The sequence below is a fragment of the Enterococcus sp. XAF26B05_ASV22 genome (assembly GCF_056727285.1).
Map to the genome: position 1 here is coordinate 1,788,180 of NZ_CM161538.1, position 21,357 is coordinate 1,809,536.

Genomic DNA, 21,357 nt, shown 5'->3' on the forward strand with positions numbered 1-21,357 from the left:
TTTTACTCCATTTTAAAGATCTTTTATGGTTTTTCCTGCACGTTTCATTTGGAAAAGACCAATCACGATTCGAACAATAATATTAATAAGCATCATTACTGCAAAAATTGGTAATGTCTGCTGATTTAAGAATCCTACTTCTAAAATGCTGTGAAACAGCATTGCAGCGACATAAATACCTCCAACAGTTGTAACAGCTAGGAAAATTCTTAATGGATTAAATGGCAAACACGCACGAACAACCGCCATACAACTGATACCGATCAATAAGTAATACATTAATGTCGTTGTCTCCATTTGCGTAAAATCCTGGTTTTGTCCCATCAAATAAACCGCAACGATATTTAATATGACTAAAACCGCATTAACAGATGCATTTCTCAATGCCGTCGGTAAGAATTTACCTCGTACTTTTCGTTTATCACTTTCAAATGATAAGAAGAATGCAGGATACCCTTCGATTGCCAGATCGATCAATGTGATTTGAATTGGGATGAAAGGAAATGCAATTGTCGTAAACACACAAATCATTGATAGAATAAATGAATAGATTGTTTTGATAAAAAATACACTTGCAACTTTCGTGACATTGTTCACAACACGTCTACCTTCAAACAATACATCTGGCAATGTTGTGAAATCAGAGTCTAACAATACTAAATTTGAAATCTGTCTAGTTGCTCCGTCCCCTTCTGCCATCGCAATACTGCAATCCGCTTCTCTTAAAGCGAGAACATCATTAACGCCATCCCCTGTCATTGCAACAACATGACCATTATCTTTTAATTCACGAACGATTGTCCGTTTTTGTTGAGGTGTTACTCGACCAAAAACAGTGTAATCATGAACAGCTCGGCGTATATCTGCTTCTGTTTCCATCGTTGACATATCAATATAAGACTCATAGCCGAATAATCCAGCACGACGAGCAATATTAGAAACTGTTACAGGGTTATCTCCAGAAATAACTTTTAAGTTGATCCCTTCTTCACGTAAATATGCTAACGTTTCATTGGCATTTTGACGAATTGGATCATCGATTTCTAAAACAGCTAATGGTTCTAAATAGGGCATATTCTCTTCGTCCAATGGCATGTTTTCCGCAATTCCCAACATCAACACACGGTAACCATTCTCTTGTGCTTCAATCACTTCTTTTGGCAAACGGTCAACTGCGACTAGTTTTTCAGGTGCCCCAAGATAAACAGTCCCTAATTCGTTAAACTCGATTGCACCCCATTTTCTTTCAGATGAAAACGGTAAAGTCTTAACGGCACCAAAACGATTAGACAATTCAAAATGATCTCGAATGGCCTGCATCGTAATATTGTTGTCTGTACTTTCAGCTAGATAACTACCGATAATTTGTGGGAAATTCTCATGATAGTTTGCATGTAAAACTTCAACCTTTTGAACCTTCATTTTCCCTTCAGTGATCGTTCCCGTCTTATCCAGACAGAGTGTATCAACATGAGCTAATGTTTCAATTGAATACATATCTTGAACAAGAATACGTTTTTTGGCTAATTTTACAACGCCTGTCGTTAGCGTGATACTGATCAATAGTACCAGCCCTTTTGGCAACATTCCAAGTAAAGCGGCGGCTGATGCAACTACTGACGCTTCTATACCAGAGTCACGAATCATAAAGCCTTCTATAAATAAAATGATCCCCAAAGGAATAATCACTAAACTCGTAAATTTAGAGACTTTTCGAATTGAATTGACCAATTCAGACTGGATTGGTTTGTGGACTTTGGCTTCTGCGGTAATCTTGACCGCATAATTATCGGCCCCAACATGGATCACTTTCCCATATACTTGACCACTTGCTAGAAAACTACCAGATAACAAAATATCTCCCTCAGTTTTCTCAATCAGATCTGATTCACCAGTCAATAGAGCTTCATTGGCTTCGGCTTTCCCATCCAACACTTCCATATCAGAAGGAACTTGCTCTCCAGCAGAAATCACAACAAGATCATCCATCACTAATTCTTTGGTATCGATTTCTATCTCTTTGCCATCACGAATCACATGCACGCTTTCTTTAGCTACAATCGATAATTTCTGCACTAAATTTCTAGCATGGATTTCTTGATAAATTCCCATCCCCATATTTACTAAAATAATCGCTAAAAATGCTAAATTGGAATAGGCTCCAACAAAAAGAAGACAAAGTGCGATGCCAAAGTTTAAAAAGTTAAACAATGTCATGACGTTATCGTAAACAATGTCCTTAGTTGATTTAGCGACATTTTCTTCATAGTCATTTTGTAGTCCTTGCTTTTTTCGTTCCTCAACCTCTAGTTGAGTCAACCCTTGTTTCAGATCAAACTTATTTGTCATGGATTCGGTTCCCTACTTTCTCCTTGTTAAAAATACATCCTCTTTAGTTTACTTGTTAATAGAAAGAACTTCAAGAAAATCCTTAAGAATTCGCACTTTTTAGTAGACGATATTCTTAAGGATCATTGTTTTTGGTATTTAAATTACTTTAGCCACTTGATAAACTGCTCATTCATCCTAACGATATCAGCATAAAACATATTGCCACCGTTACTGTATAGAAATCCACCATTATAAACAAGCGCCTGTGGACGATAGTAACGATACGTTTTTTGTTCTGTATTCCCTAGTAAAGGAGACAATACTTCCTTTGAGTATTCTTCTGCTAAACGAATCGAATTTTTACCACCACGTTCTTTTACAAATGAAATGTAATCTAAGCCAAAGTTATAGGCTTGTACTGCTGTCCATATGTCACAGCCAGCCTCATTGGCTTGATTGATTGACTGGGCTAAAAAAGCCACTCCTGCATCAATGCTTTCTTTAGTCGTTCCAATCATTTGTCGTTTGCCATACGCGCTTTCACTGCTTTGCATCAAATCCTCCGTACGGCCTTTTGATTCCGTGTAAATAATTGCTAATACTAAGTTTTTGTATTCGGGAATATTGTTCTCTTTTACTGCTTGTTCTACTTCAGCTTCGTAAGTCGTCACTTGCTGAACATTTTGGCGAATCTTATAACCAAAGTATCCTAACCCAACAATTAGTAAGAGAACTAGCAATAGTACTATTCTTTTTGTGAGTTTCATCAATTTGCCCATTTTATCATCCAAACTTTTTGTGAGTAGATTTTATCATACTTTATTATGTAAAAAAAATCTAAAAAAAGACTAATTCTTTATTATTCTTTAATAAAGTACTCGAAATCATTTTATTCGTTTCAGTTTGAAATATGAGCAGAAACCGATATACTAAGAATAATAAGGTGGTAACGGTATGGAAAAACAAAAACGAACGCTAGTCACAGCAGATAATAGTCTGATTTATTATGAAATATCTGGCAAAGGATTTCCTTTATTTCTTCTTCATGGGAATGGCGGTAGCGGTGACTATTTTGAAAAACAAGTACCTGAGTTTAGTCGCTATTTCACAGTGTTCACTATTGATAGTCGTGGACATGCACGCTCAACGAACACTAGCAATAAACTGACATTTGATCAGATGGCTGAAGACCTATATTCTGTCATGGAACAAGAGCAGGTTGTCAAAGCGAACATTATTGGCTTTAGTGATGGCGCTAATTTGGCAATGGTTTTCACTAAAAAATATCCTGAAAAGATACACCGTTTAGTACTAAACGCTGGAAATACCGTAGTAAGTGGCGTCTATTCCCCTATAAGGATAGCGACAACAATACACTATATTTTCCTGAAATTTGTTGCCTTATTTAATGACAAAGCCTATAAGAAGCTCCAAACTGTTTGTTTAATGATGCGTGATATCGGCGTTTCTAAATCAGATTTACAGCAGTTCTCTGCAAAAACCTTAGTTATTGTAGGAAAATATGATATCATCAAACGAGCCCATTCACTTTATCTAGCAAAAGAAATACCAAACGCTTCATTTGTTTTGGTACCAAAGCAAGGACATTCCTTTGCGAAAAAAGACCCTGAAACATTCAATCAAGAAATTTTAACATTCTTACAAGAAAAGTAGGTGCTATTAAATGAAAAAAATGCTTCAATGGATCAAAGATCATGCTAGTTACTTTAAAACCATCTTTATTTTTTCAGTAGTGATAATTGTTTTTAGAGAATTACTTTCTATAGGAAAAACAATTTCTTTCGATCAACTCGCTGATATTTTTCAAGATCTTGCGCTGTGGAAAATCGGATTGATGTTGTTGATTGGGCTAATCGCTGTCTTTCCAATGATCGGTTATGATGTGATTCTCAACAGAATACTAGAACAAAAACCGAAAAAGTCCTTTCTCATAGAAACGAGTTGGATGATCAATACTATCAATAATATCGCTGGGTTTGGTGGATTAGTCAGTGTCGGTTTACGGTCAGAATTTTACGGAAAAGAAAAAGATGGCAAAAAGGTCGTTAGAGCCTTGTCGAAAATCTTGATTTTTCTCATGTCTGGTTTATCAATCTATAGTCTGATTGCTTTTCTCTTAGTCCTGTTTGGTCATACAAATGATTACTTGCAACAATATTGGATTTGGCTGATAGGTGGCAGCTTATACTTTCCAGTTATTTTGATTACAAGTCTGATCAAAAAAGATGAGTATATTGGAGATATCGACAATAAAACACGTATCGGCCTTATTTTAACGTCCTTCTTAGAATGGACAGGAGTTTTAGGCAGTTTTTTATTAATCGGTCAATTAATGGGCGTTCATTTAAATCCACTTCAAATTATTCCGCTATTCATTGCGGCGTCTGTCATCGGGATCGTATCTATGATTCCAGGTGAATTGGGTAGTTTTGATATCATGATGATTGTTGGGTTATCGGCTTTAGGCGTCAACCGAGAAGTGGTGATTGCTTGGATACTACTCTATCGTCTATTTTATTACATTGTACCATTTATGATTGGGATTCTCTTCTTTATAAAAAATCTAAGCCATAGTTTAAATACTCGTTATTCTGGTATTCCCAGAGAATTATCAACTGAATTAGCACACAAATTTGTCGTTTTTCTCATGTACTTTTCAGGGATCATGATTGTTCTTTCTGCTACAATACCCGAAGCCTTTAGCCGATTTGATTGGTTGAAAAAATTAAATCCACTTTCGTTTCATATTATCACACAACTTCCTGCTATTTTATTAGGATTTCTATTGCTGATCATGGGACGAGGTATTGCGGCCAGAGTCAAACGGGCATATTTACCGACAATCGGCTTAATAGTCATCACATTAGTTTATACGTTTATCAAAGATTTTAGCTGGGGTGTTATTGTTTTCCTAGGCCTTCTGCTAATCATAATCATTTTTTCAAAACGAGAACTATTCAGAGAACAGTTAGTCTATTCTTGGGAAATGATCACTGTAGATGGAATTATTTTTCTAGCGTTAACGATTTTATATGTTGTGATTGGTGTTTATAATTTACCAACATTCCCTCACCATAAGCATCACTTTATTTCGTTCTTTTTCTTTCCGTCAGAAAAAATTTGGTTTTCTGGCTTGATCGGCATTCTGCTGGTAACATTATTTAGTTATCTTTTCATTCGATATCTTGAAGGGAAACGACATAAAATGGGCATGCAATTAGACGAAGAACGTGCCCTTGCTCTTTTGAATACTTATGGTGGTAATACGGATAGTCAGCTGATTTTCCTTAAAGACAAGGATATGTATATCTACACAGATCAAACTGGTGAAGATACGGTGATGTTACAATTTAAAACACTTAATAATAAGTGTGTCATCATGGGTGATCCTTCCGGGAAAAAAGAAGACTTTTCAGTAGCGATGGAACAGTTCATTAATGAAGCAGACCGCTGGGGTTATCTACCAGTTTTTTATGAAACTTCTGAAGAAATCGTAATGTTCTTACACGAATTTGGTTATGACTTCATAAAAATGGGCGAAGAAGCGCATGTCGACTTACCGAATTTCACATTATCAGGGAAAAAGATGAAAAGCGAGCGAGCTGTTATGAATCGTTTTGCAAAAGAAAATTACCGATTCGAAGTATTGCAGCCACCCTTTTCCAAAGAATTGATGTTGGAATTAAAACAAGTTTCAGATGAATGGTTAGGCAGTCGAAAAGAAAAAGGCTTCTCGTTAGGCTTCTTCTCTGAAAGTTATTTGCAACGAGGACAACTGGCCGTTACGAAAAATCAAGAGGATCAAATTGTCGCTTTTGCCAATATCATACCGACTTACACCAAAGAAGAAGGTACGATCGATTTGATGAGATACAGTAAACAAGCTCCTTCCGGTGTGATGGATTACCTCTTTATTTCATTATTCAATTATATGAAGGAGGAAGGGTTTACTTATTTTAATCTCGGTATGGCACCATTATCGAATGTTGGAACATCTAGAAAAAGCTTCTTTCAAGAACGAATTGCTTATCTAGTCTACGAATTTGGGTCACGCTTTTACTCTTTCCAAGGATTGCGTGATTACAAAAATAAGTATGCTTCTGAATGGATATCTAGATATACACTTTACTCAAGAAAAAGTTTTATCGCTTATGTGATGATTGCTTTATTGATCATAGATAATGCCCCGATTGAAAAACAAAAGAAAATACACGGGGTTCGTCGGATTCTTAGAAATAGGTATCAACGATAAATGAATAAGAGGAGAGCTGAAATCATTCTGGCTCTCCTCTTATTTTGTCACTAGTTCAAATTCGCCATTCAGACATGCTGTTCCCGAAATACTGACTTTGTGTGCTCCGTTGACGTCCCTCATAACTTGAAATGGAACAGTGCCTTCTCTTTTAACATGCCATTCCTTAAAATAATTATTGTCATCCGTTTTTGCTATTTTTCTATTTCGGTGACCATGCCAGATCCAACAGTCCGTCCGCCTTCACGAATAGAAAATGTTGTTCCTTGCTCAACTGCGATTGGATGGATCAATTCAACATCAATTGTTATATTGTCTCCTGGCATCACCATTTCAATTCCCTCTGGTAATTCAACCACTCCTGTTACATCCGTTGTCCGGAAATAAAATTGTGGGCGGTAATTTGTGAAGAATGGTGTGTGTCTTCCACCTTCTTCTTTTGTTAAAACATACACTTCCGCAATAAATTTTGTGTGTGGAGTGATAGAACCAGGTTTTGCGATAACTTGTCCACGTTCAATTTCATCACGAGTAATTCCTCTCAAAAGAACACCAACATTATCTCCAGCCTCACCATAGTCTAACGTTTTTCGGAACATTTCAATTCCTGTTACCACGGCTTTTTGCGTAGTTGGTTTTATACCGACAATTTCGATTTCATCCCCAACACTTACTTTCCCTCGATCGATCCGTCCAGATGCAACTGTACCGCGACCAGTGATTGAAAAAACATCTTCCACAGGCAATAACAATGGTTTATCTGTATCTCTTTCTGGAGTAGGAATATAGTTATCCACCGTATCCATCAACTCGATGATTGCAGCTTCTGCAGTAGAATCACCTTGTAAAGCTTTTAAAGCAGAACCTTTGATGATTGGCGTGTCATCTCCTGGAAAATTGTATTCATTTAGCAATTCACGAACTTCCATTTCAACAAGATCGATTAATTCTTCATCATCAACTAAATCTATTTTATTAAGGAACACAATCAAATGTTTTACCCCTACTTGGCGTGATAAAAGAATATGTTCTCTTGTTTGTGGCATAGGGCCATCTGTTGCTGATACTACCAAAATGGCACCGTCCATTTGTGCCGCACCTGTGATCATGTTTTTAACATAGTCAGCGTGACCTGGTGCATCAATATGAGCATAGTGACGAGCCTCTGTTTCATATTCGACATGCGAGGTATTGATTGTAATGCCACGTTCACGTTCTTCTGGAGCTGCATCAATACTAGCATAGTCTTGTGGGTTTGCTAGGCCTTTTTTTCCTAGTACTGTTGTGATTGCAGCAGTCAATGTAGTCTTTCCGTGATCGACATGTCCGATCGTGCCGATGTTTACATGTGGTTTACTTCTGTCATAATGTTGTTTTGCCATTTTACAAACCTCCTATTTTGTTTAAAGATAAAGTGGAAAGTCAATCGATAATTGACCATCCCTGACCTTTATAGTGCTATTATATTCCTTTTAAAAGAATTCACAAGTTATTTGCTTACTATTTATAAGTAAATAAAACAATGGGAAAAAATAGCCTGGGACATAACTAAAAAGGTTATGATGTGACCCCCAAAAGTTGTACGTGAAAAATACAATTTTTGGAGGTTATTTTTTATGAGTTATTATGAGGTAGAATTCAAATTAAAGCTAGTGAAAGAGTACCTAGAAGGCCCTCTGGGCGGACGAGCCTTGGCTAAAAAATACGGACTCCCATCAAATGCCTTAATTTACAATTGGAAACACTCCTATCAATTATTTGGGAAAGAAGGGCTCAAAAGACACCGTTCACTGACAAAATATACTAGTGAATTTAAGCGAGATGTATTACACTTTATAGAAACGACAGGTGCTTCTTTCGGTGAAGCAGCAAGACAATTCAAGCTGCCTAATGGGTCGATGATTTCTCGTTGGCAAAAGAAATACATCGCTGGTGGTCAAACGGCTCTGTCTAATCAAAAAGGGAGACCCAAAAAAAGGATGAATAAACCAACAAAAAAACAGCAAGAAACAAGCAAACTATCTCGTGAAAAGGAATTAGAGCGTGAGAATGAACTTTTACGAATCGAGGTTGAGTATTTAAAAAAGCTACGGACTTTCCAACAAACTATTATGGCGAAGCGAAAAGACGAGTTCAAACCAGAATAGCCATAGAACTTATTGGAAAGTATCGTCAAGATCACGTATTACAAGCGATTAAGCTACCGCGTTCTACCTTCAATTACTGGAAAAAACAGATAATGAGCGAAGAAAAAATGACTCACCTAGAGAAATTGATTCAAACAATTTTTGAAGAGAATGATCGCAATTATGGCTATCGTCGAATCAAACTGGCTTTAGTGAATATGGGCTATCAAATCAATCATAAGAAAATCCGACGAATTATGAAGAAATATAACTTAGTATGTATAAGCTTTACTCGTCGTTCAAGAAGGTATCGATCTTACAAAGGTTTAGTGGGAACCTTGGCAAAGAACAAGGTGAATCGTCGCTTTTTTAGCACGATGCCAAAACAAAAAATCTTTACAGATATTTCAGAATTCCACTATACTGAACGAAATTCCGAAGGAATTAAACTAAAAAGAAAAGCCTATCTCAGTCCTTTTCTTGATGGTTTTAATGGAGAAATCATTGCCTATCAATTTCAGCAAAAACCAACGTTGGATTGTGTATTGATTCCTTTAAAAACAGCCATTAAAGAAAGTAAAAAGACCAACTTTCGAACAACAATCCATTCCGATCAAGGGTGGCATTACCAAAATCAACAGTATGTTAGACAATTGAAGCAAGCAAAGTTATACCAGAGTATGTCACGAAAAGGAAATTGTTTGGACAATGCATTGATGGAAAATTTCTTTGGTCTAATGAAACAAGAAATGTATTATGGTCGTAGTTTTTCTAGCTTTGAGGAATTAAACCGAGCAGTTACAAATTATATTGATTATTACAATCATCATCGGATAAAAGCAAAATTGACTGGTATGAGTCCGGTTCAATACCGAATTCATACCAGTCGAATGACAAGTTAATCTACGTACAACTTTTAGGGCGCACATCATTATGTTTCAGGCTATTAGTGACCGAATAAACAGTGGGCGTAGAAGCAACTCCTTCGGAAATAAGCCGAAATTCACAAAAATTTGAAGAGTAATTTTTGTGAATTCCTTCTTATTTTTCGGAGTTAAACACTTCTGTCCCAACCTATTCTACTTATTCTAATGTTTATTTCTTATAAAACTGATCCATCTTTTTCTCAACGATTTCACCACACACATTCGCAAACTCAGCGGATAATCGGCGAAGCTCTATACTATCAGCTAATGATAGATCTTTGACTTGAGATTTTTGAATTAACGTCAATAATTGTGCTGTATTTTCTTTCATAACAGTATCACCTTCATTCGCTATCAATCACTTACTCCTATTAACTAGAGAGTATTCACTTAACTATATAATTTTCCAAACACTTTTTAGTATCAATTTTATTTATTTTAAAAATGATCGCGCTATTTCTAAAAAAATAATAAAAACACTAATACATTAACCCTATCATAGAAAAATAATATTGCAACAATAGAAAAAAACTATCCAAGGGAAATACCTTGAATAGTTTTTATTTATTTTACAGTTACGTTACCAATTGACTCACTAGCAGAAACTGTTTGATTTGCGTTCGTTAGAACATAGCTTTCAACAACATCTTGATTTGTGAACACAACAATCAAATCAGATTTTTTACCAGCAGCTTCTAAAGCTACTAAATCAATTGTTGCGATTTTATCGCCTTGTTTCAATACTTGACCTTCTTCAACGTGTAAAGTAAAGGGAGCACCTTTTAGCTCAACTGTATCTAATCCCATGTGTAACAATACTTCAATACCAGAATCTGTTTGGATTCCTAAAGCATGTTTTGTTGGAAAAATACTTGTGATTTTACCTGAAACAGGTGTTGTTACTTCACCATCCGTTGGGATAACAGCAAAACCATCTCCCATCATTTTAGCTGAGAAAACATCATCTTGAACTTCTGAAATTGGAATGACTTTTCCATTTGCAACAGCATATAATTCAGTTTCTTTTGCAGTTGCTTTTGGTGCTTCTGTTTTTACTTCAGGCTTTTTTAAAGTTTCACTTGTAACAGGAGCTGCGCCATTGCGGATTTTATTCATTTCGTCTGCTACAAATTGCACTTCTGTCCCAACGATTACTTGAATATTTGTATCATCAATTACTTTCACACCAGGAACGCCTGTTGCTTTGATTTTTGCTTGATCAACTTTGCCAGTATCGCTAACAGTCAAACGTAAACGAGTTGTACAGTTATCGATTGATGTAACGTTAGCATCCCCACCAAGTCCTTGGTAAATTTTACTAGCTAAAACTGCAAATTTATTATCGCCAGTTGTATCGATATCTGGTGTTTCCTCGCCGTCACCTTCTTCACGACCAGGAGTCATCAAATTGAATTTTTTGATGGCAAAATCAAATACAAAGAAGTATAGAACGGCCATAACTAACCCTTGAACAATCAACATATAAGGTTGATTGGCAATCAGATTACGTAAGCTTAACACAAAATCAACTAAACCAGCACTGAAAGCAAAACCTGCTGTCCAGTGGAAGAATGCAGAAATGAATAATGAAATCCCAGTCAAAATTGCATGTAAAACGTATAATGGCCATGCTACGAACATGAATGAAAATTCTAATGGTTCAGTGATACCAGTAAAGAAAGAAGCAAATGCTGCTGCAATCATCAATGATGCAGTTGCTTTTTTCTTTTCTGGACGTGCGTTGCGGTAAATTGCATAAGCACCTGCCGGCAACCCAAACATCATCATTGGGAAGAAACCAGCTTGATACATCCCTGTGATTCCTTTTTCGCCAGTACCAGATAAGAAATTGCCGATATCGTTGATACCTGCTACGTCAAACCAGAATACTGAGTTTAATGCATGGTGTAAGCCAGTTGGGATCAATAAACGGTTAAAGAATCCATAAAGACCAGCACCTACCGCACCCAATTTAGAAATAGACTCACCAAAAGTCACTAAACCAGAGAAAACAATTGGCCACAAGAAGAACAACACGCCTGAAGCGACTAACATTGCTAAGGCTGTCATAATTGGAACTAGTCGTTTACCACTAAAGAAGGATAAAGCCATCGGTAATTTCACTTGGCTAAATCGATTGTACATTGATGCAGCGATTAGCCCAGATAAAATCCCGATAAATGCATTACCAATTTTAGCAAAAGAAGGATCCACTTGTTCAACTGGGATACCTTTCATTGCGCCAACTGCCGCAGTTGAAAGTAACGTTGTTACAACTAAAAATGCAACAAGTCCACTAAGTGCTGCAGCCCCATCTTTATCTTTAGACATACCTAATGCTAAACCTACCGCGAATAAAACAGGTAGATTGTCTATAATTGCGCCACCAGCTTTAACTAAAAAGACAGATAGAAAATTTGGATCACCTAAACCTGTCATTACGTTTGGATCGATCCAATACCCAATCCCCATTAAAATTGCTGCAGCTGGCAATACCGCTACAGGAAGCATCAACGAGCGTCCCATTCTTTGCATATACGCTTTCATTTTTTTCTCTCTCTCCTTGTCTGTTATTTGATCATCTTCAGCCGTTCGATATGAATAGCAAGATAACCCAATTCTTCATTTGGTACTTGGTAGTGAAAATTTCTCATTAACAAAACTTGAACTTTTTTCGATATTTCGTAACTTTCTGCGTATTTTTTACGCACAACATCCAAAATTTCATCGTCCAAAACCGCATACTGACTTTGCTGAAAACGGTGAATAAACAAGCGTAGATGATTGACTAGCCGTGAATAGCTTAAGCTCATCTTTTCATCATGAATATTAATTCCTAATTCTTGCTCGATTAAATGAATAATTTCTGAAACAATAGTGACTTCACGAATACTTTTACTGTTATCCGTTCGACCACTGCGAGCACTGTGAATATGGATTGCGATATACCCTGCTTCATCATAACTAAACGGAATGCCTAATGTTTGCGTCAAATAATCCACTGCCCATTGTGCAATTGAAAATTCTTCACTATAAAGAATTTCAATTTCATTCAAAAGCTTATTTCTTACAATAATATTATTTTGGATATTCTCTGCAGCAAATGCAATGTGATCACTTAAACCAATATTGATATGTTCATTCAATTTTTCACCCAAGATCGTTTCAGCATGAGCAATGATTTCTTCCGTGACAAAAAAATATTTTTCATCGATTTGCGATAATAAAACTTGAAGCTTTCTCAAACCATCAGGTTCCATTACAAACATTCTTTCTACTTGTTGCGGGAATAACAAATCATTTTTCTTTTTGTTAAATCCCACGCCTTTACCAACCGCGACTTTTTCCTGTCCAGCGTCAATGACGAGCACAGCATTTTGATTAAGCACCTTTTTGATTTTCATAAACATTCCTCTTCTGCAGAAGTAAATTGTTCGCCATCTTGTGCCAAGACAACAAAAAAAGCATAGAACAATCCCGTCAAAATATGAGTATATCATATTTTTTTTGAAATTCTTCCATGCCTAGTATTATCTAGTCACATGAAAACGCTATTCATTTTTGTTAACAGACATAGTTTACAAAGATATAGACCATTTGTCAATCATTTTCATTCATTTTTTCTATTTAACTAAAAAACGAATGTCCTCATTATGAGAACACTCGTCAATTGAGACGTTATGCTTCCTCTTCAGGATCCACATATTCGTCTTCATCATCAAAATCATCATCTACATCATCTTCATCAATGATTGTAAGATCTTCTTCAATTCCTGGCAATTCTTCTTCCTCATCATCAGAATCCGCACCGATTTCTTGAAGATCTGAGTTATACGCTTTAATCTCTTCGTCTTCTTCATCGTCATCATCATCGTAAAGAATATCGTCATCTTCATCCGTAAGTTCAGCATCTTCCGGATCATCATCGTTGTAGTCGATCACATCTTCATCATTAGCATCAATAATGAAAGCATTGACTTTCTTACGTTTTCTACGGCGTGGTTTGTCTTCTTCGTCTTCTTCTAAACCGTGTGTTACTTCTTCGTCAATAGAATCGATTGGATACCATGAGCGCAAGCCCCAACGGTTATCTCCAAGAGAGATAAAACTGCCATCAATATTTAAGTCAGTATAAAATTGTGCTAAAGAGTCACGAATTTCGCTGTCAGATTTTCCAAGATAATTTTGAATTTGGTTTACTAAATCAGAGAAGTCCATCACATCTTCACGTTGTTCTAAAATTGCGTGCGCAACTTCTATCATGGATAATTCATCTTTGTTCAACCCGTCAAATACATTAATTTCCAAACGGTACACGTCCTTTCACAGTCTACTCCTTATCATACAAAAACATGAAGAAAAAATCAATTGATTATTACATAATTATGCTGTAAATTCTAGTTCCAAATGATATTCCCCAATTTTTTCGGTTTGAGAATACAAATCATAATCGATCAAAATGCTTCCTGCAACCGGTTGATCTTTGAGGCTGAAGCGCAAATTACGTGTAAATGTCGTAATTTGAAATAAACCATAAGGAGTTTTATAACTAGTATCTAAGCGTTCTTGATAAGCAAATTTTAGCCGCATTCTAAGACCACCGGCACGAATCAATTGAATTTTTCCATCGGGTTCAACTTTGATTGTTACAGGAACAGCCTCTCCTTCTTCTTGCTCTTCTTTATAACGAATATATAAAGTATCGCCAATTTTCACGATTTGACCATCCAAATCAAAATAAAAGTTTTTCTTTTCACCCGCTTGATCAACTACCGTCTTCAACTGAATCGATACGGGGGTTCCTTGTGATAAATCCATTAAAAGCACTCTCCTTCATTAAAAGCGTATTAGACTCATTCAGTCTCGTGTCACGCTTTTTGTCACGTTCTATTTTCAATTTTTTCGACAAACTAGCCTGCAAAGCCAAATAGATCTAAAAGCTAAATTACTTAACATATGAATTTGGATTACATAAAAGCTTAATATACTAGTCTATCTGGCAATCAATGCTTCAGCAATCTTTTGATCAATAATTAAAATAGTGCAACACTTACCAAGTAATAGTGGCTGAATACTGTCAACTTTCTCTTCACCACAACCAATAACCATTACTTCTGGTATGTTCACTAAATCTTCCACTTTGATTCCTAGCATCCGCTTACTTATTTCATTGTTCACTGTTTGGCCATTTTTGTCAAATAAGGAAGCTACTGCATCGCCTTTGACTCCTGTTTTACTTATGATTTGCAATTCCTTTGTTCCGATATAGCCAAGACGTTTCCAGGTTGAGCTCTGATTAGGATTCCCTACTCCAATTATTGCTAAATCAACTTTTTTTGCTTGTTCTAACGCCTGTCCAACTAGTTGCGATTGGTTTAAGATATTGGCCAACTCTATACTCTCCGCTAAAGCAGGCGCATAAAAATATTGGCAACGACTATTTAGTTTTTCCGCTAATCGAAAGACTAAATGATTTGTATCGAAATAAAGATGCTCACTGGACACTCCACCAACTAACGGTGAAACGTTGATGGTTGGAAAGGACTGATACGGCATCTCATCAATCAAGTCAGCTAATGTCGTCCCCCAAGATAGTCCGATATCCATTTCAGGCTTTAAACGTTCCCTAAGATAGTAAGCAGCTGTCCTGCTCACTTCTTTTTTTACAATTTCGTGTTGTTTTTGCTCATTTGTAGGGATTACGATCACATCATCAAGCTGATACTTTTTTTCTAAGCGTAAGCCAAGTTGTACTGCATAAGCAGACTCATCTTTAATCGAAATTGAAACAATTCCTGATTCTTTAGCCTGTTGTAACATTTTTGAAATAACCGGTCTTGAAATCCCCATTTTTTTTGCAATTATGGCTTGAGTCAGACCTTGCTCGTAGTACATCGTCACAATTTTCAGCATTTTTCTGTGATTTTCATTTATCTTCATTTTTAGGCCTCGACTTCTGCTATTAGTTGTATAGCCGCGTTCACCACTGTAGCTACCTGAGGTGTCGCATGAGCTTCTAGTTGTTTTTGTGCTGGCATCGGAACAAACTCGCCACCTAAACGAACAATCGGAGCCTTTAACAGCATCGCACAATTAGACTCGGCAATGATCGAGGTGATTTCCGCACTGAATCCACTGTTTTTAACTGCTTCTGTCGCCACAATCACTCGTTTCGTTTTTTTAACAGAAGACAAAATAGTTTTTTCATCTAGTGGAACCAAAGTCCTAGGGTCGATCACCTCAACAGAAATACTATTCTCTTGTAAAATCTCAGCCGCTTCCAACGCTTTATTGACCATAATTCCGGTTGCAATAATTGTGACATCTGAACCCCTTCGTTTAATATCAGCTACACCGATAGGGATCGTGTACGGTTCTTTCGGAACAAACCCAGTTGTTTTATACAGAAGTTTGTGCTCATAAAACATTACCGGATTGTTATCTTGGATTGCAGCATGGAGCAATCCTTTTGCATCATAAGCAGTAGTTGGTTGGATGACTTTGAGCCCAGGTATATGTGCCATCCAGTTTTCTAAACTCTGTGAATGTTGTGCTGCTGCTCCAGTACCTGAGCCAGAAGCTGTTCTCATCACTAAAGGAACGCTGGCTTTACCTCCGTACATATAATGTATTTTGGCTGCTTGATTCACTAACTGATCCATGGCGACAGTAATGAAATCAGAAAATTGTAATTCCATTACTGGACGCATCCCTGTCATCGCTGCTCCCACCGCAACTCCTGCTATCGCACTTTCTGAAATAGGTGTATCTCGAACACGTTCTTTTCCATATTTTTCTTGAAGTCCTTGAGTAGCACCAAAACCGCCGCCGTAAACGCCAATATCTTCGCCTAAAAGAAAAACACGTTCATCTTTTTTTAAAGCTTCATCCAACGCTTCATTAATTGCTTGTAGATAAGTTATCGTCCTCATACTTCAGCCTCCGCATAGACATGCGTCCATAAATCCTTGATCGTTGGTTCACTATCTCCTTTTACAGAAGCGACTAAATCAGAAAAATTTCTTCTGATCGACATTTCCAACTGCCGAATTTCCTCTTCTTTCATTCTCTTGTTCTGTATCAATTCGTTTTCTAGACGTAAAATCGGATCGTTATTTACTTGCCAATCATGACACTCATCTTCGGAACGATACTTTAATTTATCTGATTTCGAATGTCCCTTGTGACGATAAGTTAACGCTTCAATCAAGGTTGGACCACCACCACTTCTAGCTTTAGCTACTGCATGCAAAACGGTCTCTGATACGACGGATAAATCATTGCCGTCAATTGTTATACCTTCGATACCATAGCTTTTGCTTCGATCAGAAAGCTTCTGGATGTTGACCATTTGTTCAATAGAACTACTCATTCCATACTGGTTATTTTCAATGAAATAAATAACTGGTAACTGCCAAATAGACGCCAAGTTCAATGCTTCATGGAAACTGCCTTCATTGGTGGCACCGTCTCCAGCGTAACATAATACAACTTGCTTCGTTCCTTGCATTTGCGCACTTAAAGCAGCTCCAGCTGCAATTGGAAAGCCCGCTCCGACAATGCCGTTTGATCCCAGATTTCCCATATCCAAATCAGCAATGTGCATACTCCCACCTTTGCCTTCATTTGTTCCAGTTTTCTTTCCGAGCATTTCAGCAAACATACTTCTGATATCTGTTCCTTTTGCGATACAATGACCATGGTTTCTATGTGTCGAAACAATCCAGTCACTTTGGTCTAAAATGCCCGCTCCACCAACAGCCGTTGCTTCTTGTCCAATACAAAGGTGCATCGTGCCATGCAATTCTCCTGCATCAAAAAGCTCTTGGATTGTTTCTTCAAAGATGCGAATTTCCCACATCTTTTTCAGACCTTCTAGATCATCAATCACATTGAATTGTCGATACGCGCTCGTCTTTTGATTCATTTCCACACTCCCTTTTACATTTGTTCCGCTTCGTATCATATGTAAATATTCTATAGTTTTCTTAGATTGATAGCAAGATTTTCTCTCCATTTTTTTGATTTACTTTAAAAATATCTACTTTCCTTGTTATTTCTACATGGATAAGCATGATTTTTTGTCTAAATCGTATATAATAGAATATGGAGGTGGAACAAATGTTATTTCACGATAAACAAGCAATGTTGTTTTGTATGCACTGCCAACAAGAAACACTCCACGACATTCAATATATGAATGACATTATTTCCAGTATAGAATGCACAGAGTGTCATAATCAGATGAGTATCGATATTGATGCAATGAATCAGTTTTATCATTATCTTTATGAGCGTTTGATTTCTAAGCCTGGTCGTTTAACTGAAGAAGCCAGACTAGATTTCAGTAAATTTTTAGCCACCATGCCGATGAGGATTATCAGTAAACCTATGCGTTTTACGAGTGAATATAATCAAATGAATAAAGAAGTAAAGGATTACGTTTCCCGCGTAAAACAGGATGAAGACCAAGATGACTAATTTAAAACAACTATTTACAAAGAATACAGTCTTTTTATACGATCAACTCTGTTTGACCGAAAAAGACTACTTTCTTCCATTTGCTTTGACAGATACTTTCACCACTTTCTCTGGAATCAATCAACAGCCATTCATTCATTTCTGGCAGCTTGACCAAGCGATGATTCTTGGGATGAAAGATACGCGAGTCACTGATTTAAGCAAGGGATTAACGTCTTTACGACAAGACGGCTACAAGGTCGTGATCCGCAATGCTGGTGGACTTGGCGTAATTGCGGATGTCGGGGTACTGAACGTTTCATTGATCTTGCCTAATTTAGGCGATAAAAAAATGAGTATCGACGAAGCTTATACTTATATGTGGCAATGGATCAAGTGCGCATTTGAGGACTCTGATCATAAGATAGAAGCTTTCGAAATCACTGAATCTTATTGTCCCGGTACATTCGATTTAAGTATCCATGGAAAAAAATTTGCTGGCATTGCGCAACGTCGTGTGAAGGACGGCACAGCCATCATGATTTATTTGAGCATCAATGGGGATCAACAAAAACGTGGTGAAAGTGTCCGGCGTTTTTACGAAGCAAGTCTTCAAGAAGATTTCGGTAAAAATGGGTACCCTCCTGTTGATCCAACTGTTATGGCAAATTTAGAAGATCTCCTTCAAAAAAAAATAACAGTAGATGACGTGAAAAAACGATTAATTAGCGTATTATTAGATAACGCCCCAATTACTATGGATAGTCGAACAGTACCTGAATTATTAAATTCAAAATGGTTTACAACAGAAATAGAAAAGCAACGAAATAAAATGAAGCAACGAAATCAGTTATTAGATTAATTCCGCTTCAACAGAATAGTAAAGAACAGTATCCGTTCATGATTAAAGTGTTTAGCAGCAAAAGGAAAAATGTTGTTTTGCTTAAACACTAGAAACAACGAACCACTAATCAAAAGGAGTGAATCTATGTCAATCCCTTATAAATATCAAATTTTGCCAATTGAAAAAGTCTTTCGAGATCCTGTTCACAATTATATCCACGTACAACATCAAGTGATTTTAGATTTGATCAATTCAGCAGAAGTTCAAAGGCTTCGGAGAATCAAGCAATTAGGTACCTCTTCTTTTACTTTTCATGGGGCAGAACATAGCCGTTTTGCTCATTCTCTAGGTGTCTATGAAATAACACGGCGTATTTGCGATATTTTTCAACGCAATTATTCCAGTGAACATTTAGGTGACGAAGGCTGGAATGATAATGAGCGGTTAGTAACACTTTGTGCTGCTTTACTCCATGATGTCGGTCATGGACCTTATTCTCATACCTTTGAACATATTTTTAATACAGATCACGAAGCAATCACAGTGCAAATCATCACTTCACCAGAAACAGAAGTTTTTCAAATATTGAATCGTGTTTCTGCTGATTTTCCTGATAAGGTTGCAAGTGTCATTACGAAAGAATACCCTAATCCTCAGGTAGTCCAGATGATTTCTAGTCAAATTGACGCTGACCGTATGGATTATTTATTGCGCGATGCCTATTTTACTGGAACAGAATATGGAACTTTTGATTTAACTAGAATATTACGGGTGATCCGACCGTACAAAGATGGTTTAGCTTTTGCTATGAACGGAATGCATGCGGTAGAAGATTATATTGTAAGTCGATATCAAATGTATGTTCAAGTCTACTTCCACCCTGTTTCTCGTGGAATGGAAGTGATTTTGGATCACTTACTACACCGAGCAAAAGAATTATATGAACAACAACCAGAAGATTATCAATTACATTCTCAACTTTTAGTCCCCTTCTTCAAAGGGAATTTCTCATTACAGGAATATTTAAAATTAGATGATGGTGTATTAAATACCTATTTCACTCAATGGACTTCTTTACCAGATCCGATTCTTAATGATCTCGCAAATCGCTTTTTAATACGCAGACCCCTTAAATCTGCAACGTTCTCTGGCGATCGAGACTCTGTAACTATCCGTCATCTGCAAACATTGATTGAAAAAGTAGGATATAATCCAAAATATTATACTGCTATCAATTCAAGTTACGACTTACCTTACGATTTTTATCGTCCAGAAAAAAATAGCCACCGTACCCAAATCGAGATCATGCAAAAAGATGGTACCTTGATCGAATTATCCAAAATCAGTCACCTAGTGGCGGCTCTAGCTGGTCAAACACAGATCGATGAACGCTTTTATTTTCCCAAAGAAATGGTTGATCCGAAAAGACAGCAGCATTATGATCTCTTTGATGATACCTATCGAGAATTTGCAGCTTACATTCATAACGGTGCATTAGTCGAAGAGAAAAATTAAAGAAATGATATTAGGAGGAACTTATGTCAGTCAAATTAGTTGCAATAGATATTGATGGAACATTACTTGATTCAAACAGAAAAATCAGCCCCAAAGTGAAAGACACTTTAAAAAGAGCCAACGAAAGTGGTATGTATATCGTTTTATGCACGGGGCGCCCTTTACCTGGTGTAAAAGAACAGTTAGCAGAGTTAGAGCTATATGGTGAAAATGACTATGTAATTACTTACAATGGTTCTTTGGTACAAGCAACCAAATCGAATGAGATTATTTCGCAATATACTTTAAGTTATAACGACTTTTTAGAAATCGAACTAATGGCCCGAAAAGTGGGAGCTCATCTACACACGATCGATGATAAAGCGATTTATACGGCTAATCGGGATATCGGTAAGTATACTGTGCATGAAGCTTATCTTGTTGATATGCCATTGAAATATCGTGCAGTTGATGAGATGAGTCCAGATATGTCCATCATTAAAATGATGATGATCGATGAGCCAGACGTTTTGGACAACGCTATTCGACAACTTCCAAAAGAATTTAGTAATAAATATACAACAGTTAAAAGTACAGATTTTTACTACGAAATTTTAAACAAAGAAGCGAGTAAAGGCAATGCGCTCGCAAAACTTGCGGAACATTTAGGGATTTCTCAATCTGAGACAATGGCGATTGGAGATAACGAAAATGACCTTTCAATGATTGAATATGCTGGTATCGGTGTTGCTATGGGGAATGCTACTGAAAACGTCAAGCGTGCTGCAGATATTCAAACAACCAGTAATGATGAAGACGGTGTTGCTGAAGTATTGTTGAACTATATTTAATGGTGAAATTAAAAAGCAGTTTGCAGCTAATTCGCAAACTGCTTTTTAGTGT

The 21,357-nt window shown here is 36.9% G+C and carries 19 protein-coding genes; 8 read left to right on the forward strand and 11 right to left on the reverse strand.

The annotated features are described in order from the left end of the window. Positions 1-12: 12 nt before the first annotated feature. On the reverse strand, positions 13-2,349 hold the full coding sequence (locus AC1PU0_RS08905; protein WP_206850208.1) for a cation-translocating P-type ATPase: 2,337 nt from the start codon (positions 2,347-2,349) through the stop codon (positions 13-15). A gap of 143 nt (positions 2,350-2,492) precedes the next feature. Then, positions 2,493-3,110 carry a lysozyme family protein gene (locus AC1PU0_RS08910; RefSeq protein ID WP_069653131.1) on the reverse strand — a complete coding sequence of 206 codons (618 nt, stop codon included), beginning with the start codon at positions 3,108-3,110 and terminating at the stop codon, positions 2,493-2,495. Between the two features lie 175 nt (positions 3,111-3,285). Here AC1PU0_RS08910 and AC1PU0_RS08915 point away from each other — a divergent pair, with 175 nt between their 5' ends. Next, complete coding sequence (locus AC1PU0_RS08915) at positions 3,286-4,005, forward strand: alpha/beta fold hydrolase (RefSeq protein WP_069653130.1); 720 nt, start codon at positions 3,286-3,288, stop codon at positions 4,003-4,005. 10 nt (positions 4,006-4,015) lie between these two features. Then, the gene (mprF, locus tag AC1PU0_RS08920; protein ID WP_206850207.1) at positions 4,016-6,604 is read left to right on the forward strand and encodes a bifunctional lysylphosphatidylglycerol flippase/synthetase MprF; all 2,589 of its coding nucleotides are present in this window, start codon (positions 4,016-4,018) and stop codon (positions 6,602-6,604) included. A 194-nt stretch (positions 6,605-6,798) separates the two neighbouring features. Here mprF and tuf read toward each other — a convergent pair whose 3' ends face one another. After that, positions 6,799-7,986: an elongation factor Tu gene (gene tuf / locus AC1PU0_RS08925; protein ID WP_206850206.1), complete on the reverse strand. Its 1,188-nt coding sequence runs from the start codon at positions 7,984-7,986 to the stop codon at positions 6,799-6,801. 234 nt (positions 7,987-8,220) lie between these two features. On the opposite strand from tuf, the gene AC1PU0_RS08930 reads away from it, so the two are divergent. Next, positions 8,221-8,751 (forward strand): transposase, encoded by a 531-nt coding sequence (locus AC1PU0_RS08930; protein WP_479998212.1) that lies wholly within the window; start codon positions 8,221-8,223, stop codon positions 8,749-8,751. An 11-nt stretch (positions 8,752-8,762) separates the two neighbouring features. Continuing rightward, positions 8,763-9,632, forward strand: coding sequence for an IS3 family transposase (locus tag AC1PU0_RS08935; protein ID WP_479998808.1), 870 nt, complete (start codon positions 8,763-8,765; stop codon positions 9,630-9,632). A 193-nt stretch (positions 9,633-9,825) separates the two neighbouring features. Here the strand turns inward: AC1PU0_RS08935 and AC1PU0_RS08940 are convergent, their stop codons facing one another. The 8 genes from AC1PU0_RS08940 to AC1PU0_RS08975 all read right to left on the reverse strand — a co-directional run bounded on the left by AC1PU0_RS08940 (position 9,826) and on the right by AC1PU0_RS08975 (position 17,583). Then, positions 9,826-10,014, reverse strand: a complete 189-nt coding sequence (locus AC1PU0_RS08940) for a hypothetical protein (RefSeq protein ID WP_111247205.1) — start codon at positions 10,012-10,014, stop codon at positions 9,826-9,828. A 206-nt stretch (positions 10,015-10,220) separates the two neighbouring features. After that, the gene (gene nagE, locus AC1PU0_RS08945) at positions 10,221-12,203 is read right to left on the reverse strand and encodes an N-acetylglucosamine-specific PTS transporter subunit IIBC (RefSeq protein ID WP_479998213.1); all 1,983 of its coding nucleotides are present in this window, start codon (positions 12,201-12,203) and stop codon (positions 10,221-10,223) included. Positions 12,204-12,226: 23 nt separating this feature from the next. Continuing rightward, positions 12,227-13,060 (reverse strand): PRD domain-containing protein, encoded by an 834-nt coding sequence (locus tag AC1PU0_RS08950; RefSeq protein ID WP_069653125.1) that lies wholly within the window; start codon positions 13,058-13,060, stop codon positions 12,227-12,229. Positions 13,061-13,334: 274 nt separating this feature from the next. Next, positions 13,335-13,964, reverse strand: a complete 630-nt coding sequence (gene rpoE / locus AC1PU0_RS08955) for a DNA-directed RNA polymerase subunit delta (protein ID WP_181429437.1) — start codon at positions 13,962-13,964, stop codon at positions 13,335-13,337. Positions 13,965-14,039: 75 nt separating this feature from the next. Further along, complete coding sequence (locus AC1PU0_RS08960; protein ID WP_069653123.1) at positions 14,040-14,474, reverse strand: YwiB family protein; 435 nt, start codon at positions 14,472-14,474, stop codon at positions 14,040-14,042. A gap of 174 nt (positions 14,475-14,648) precedes the next feature. Continuing rightward, a complete protein-coding gene (locus AC1PU0_RS08965; protein ID WP_206850599.1) occupies positions 14,649-15,596 on the reverse strand; it encodes a sugar-binding transcriptional regulator in 948 nt (315 codons plus the stop codon). A 2-nt stretch (positions 15,597-15,598) separates the two neighbouring features. Next, on the reverse strand, positions 15,599-16,588 hold the full coding sequence (locus tag AC1PU0_RS08970) for an alpha-ketoacid dehydrogenase subunit beta (protein ID WP_069653121.1): 990 nt from the start codon (positions 16,586-16,588) through the stop codon (positions 15,599-15,601). Beyond that, positions 16,585-17,583, reverse strand: coding sequence for a thiamine pyrophosphate-dependent dehydrogenase E1 component subunit alpha (locus tag AC1PU0_RS08975; protein WP_206850601.1), 999 nt, complete (start codon positions 17,581-17,583; stop codon positions 16,585-16,587). Before AC1PU0_RS08975 ends, AC1PU0_RS08970 begins: the two co-directional genes overlap by 4 nt. A 194-nt stretch (positions 17,584-17,777) precedes the next feature. On the opposite strand from AC1PU0_RS08975, the gene AC1PU0_RS08980 reads away from it, so the two are divergent. The 4 genes from AC1PU0_RS08980 (at position 17,778) to yidA (ending at position 21,305) form a co-directional block, all read left to right on the forward strand. Continuing rightward, a complete protein-coding gene (locus tag AC1PU0_RS08980; RefSeq protein ID WP_111247210.1) occupies positions 17,778-18,137 on the forward strand; it encodes a hypothetical protein in 360 nt (119 codons plus the stop codon). Next, a complete protein-coding gene (locus AC1PU0_RS08985) occupies positions 18,130-18,978 on the forward strand; it encodes a lipoate--protein ligase family protein (RefSeq protein WP_069653118.1) in 849 nt (282 codons plus the stop codon). The genes AC1PU0_RS08980 and AC1PU0_RS08985 overlap by 8 nt, the downstream gene beginning before the upstream one ends. 126 nt (positions 18,979-19,104) lie before the next feature. Then, a complete protein-coding gene (locus AC1PU0_RS08990) occupies positions 19,105-20,475 on the forward strand; it encodes an HD domain-containing protein (protein ID WP_206850602.1) in 1,371 nt (456 codons plus the stop codon). Between the two features lie 23 nt (positions 20,476-20,498). Beyond that, positions 20,499-21,305: a sugar-phosphatase gene (yidA, locus tag AC1PU0_RS08995; RefSeq protein ID WP_206850603.1), complete on the forward strand. Its 807-nt coding sequence runs from the start codon at positions 20,499-20,501 to the stop codon at positions 21,303-21,305. The last annotated feature ends 52 nt before the right edge of the window (positions 21,306-21,357 follow it).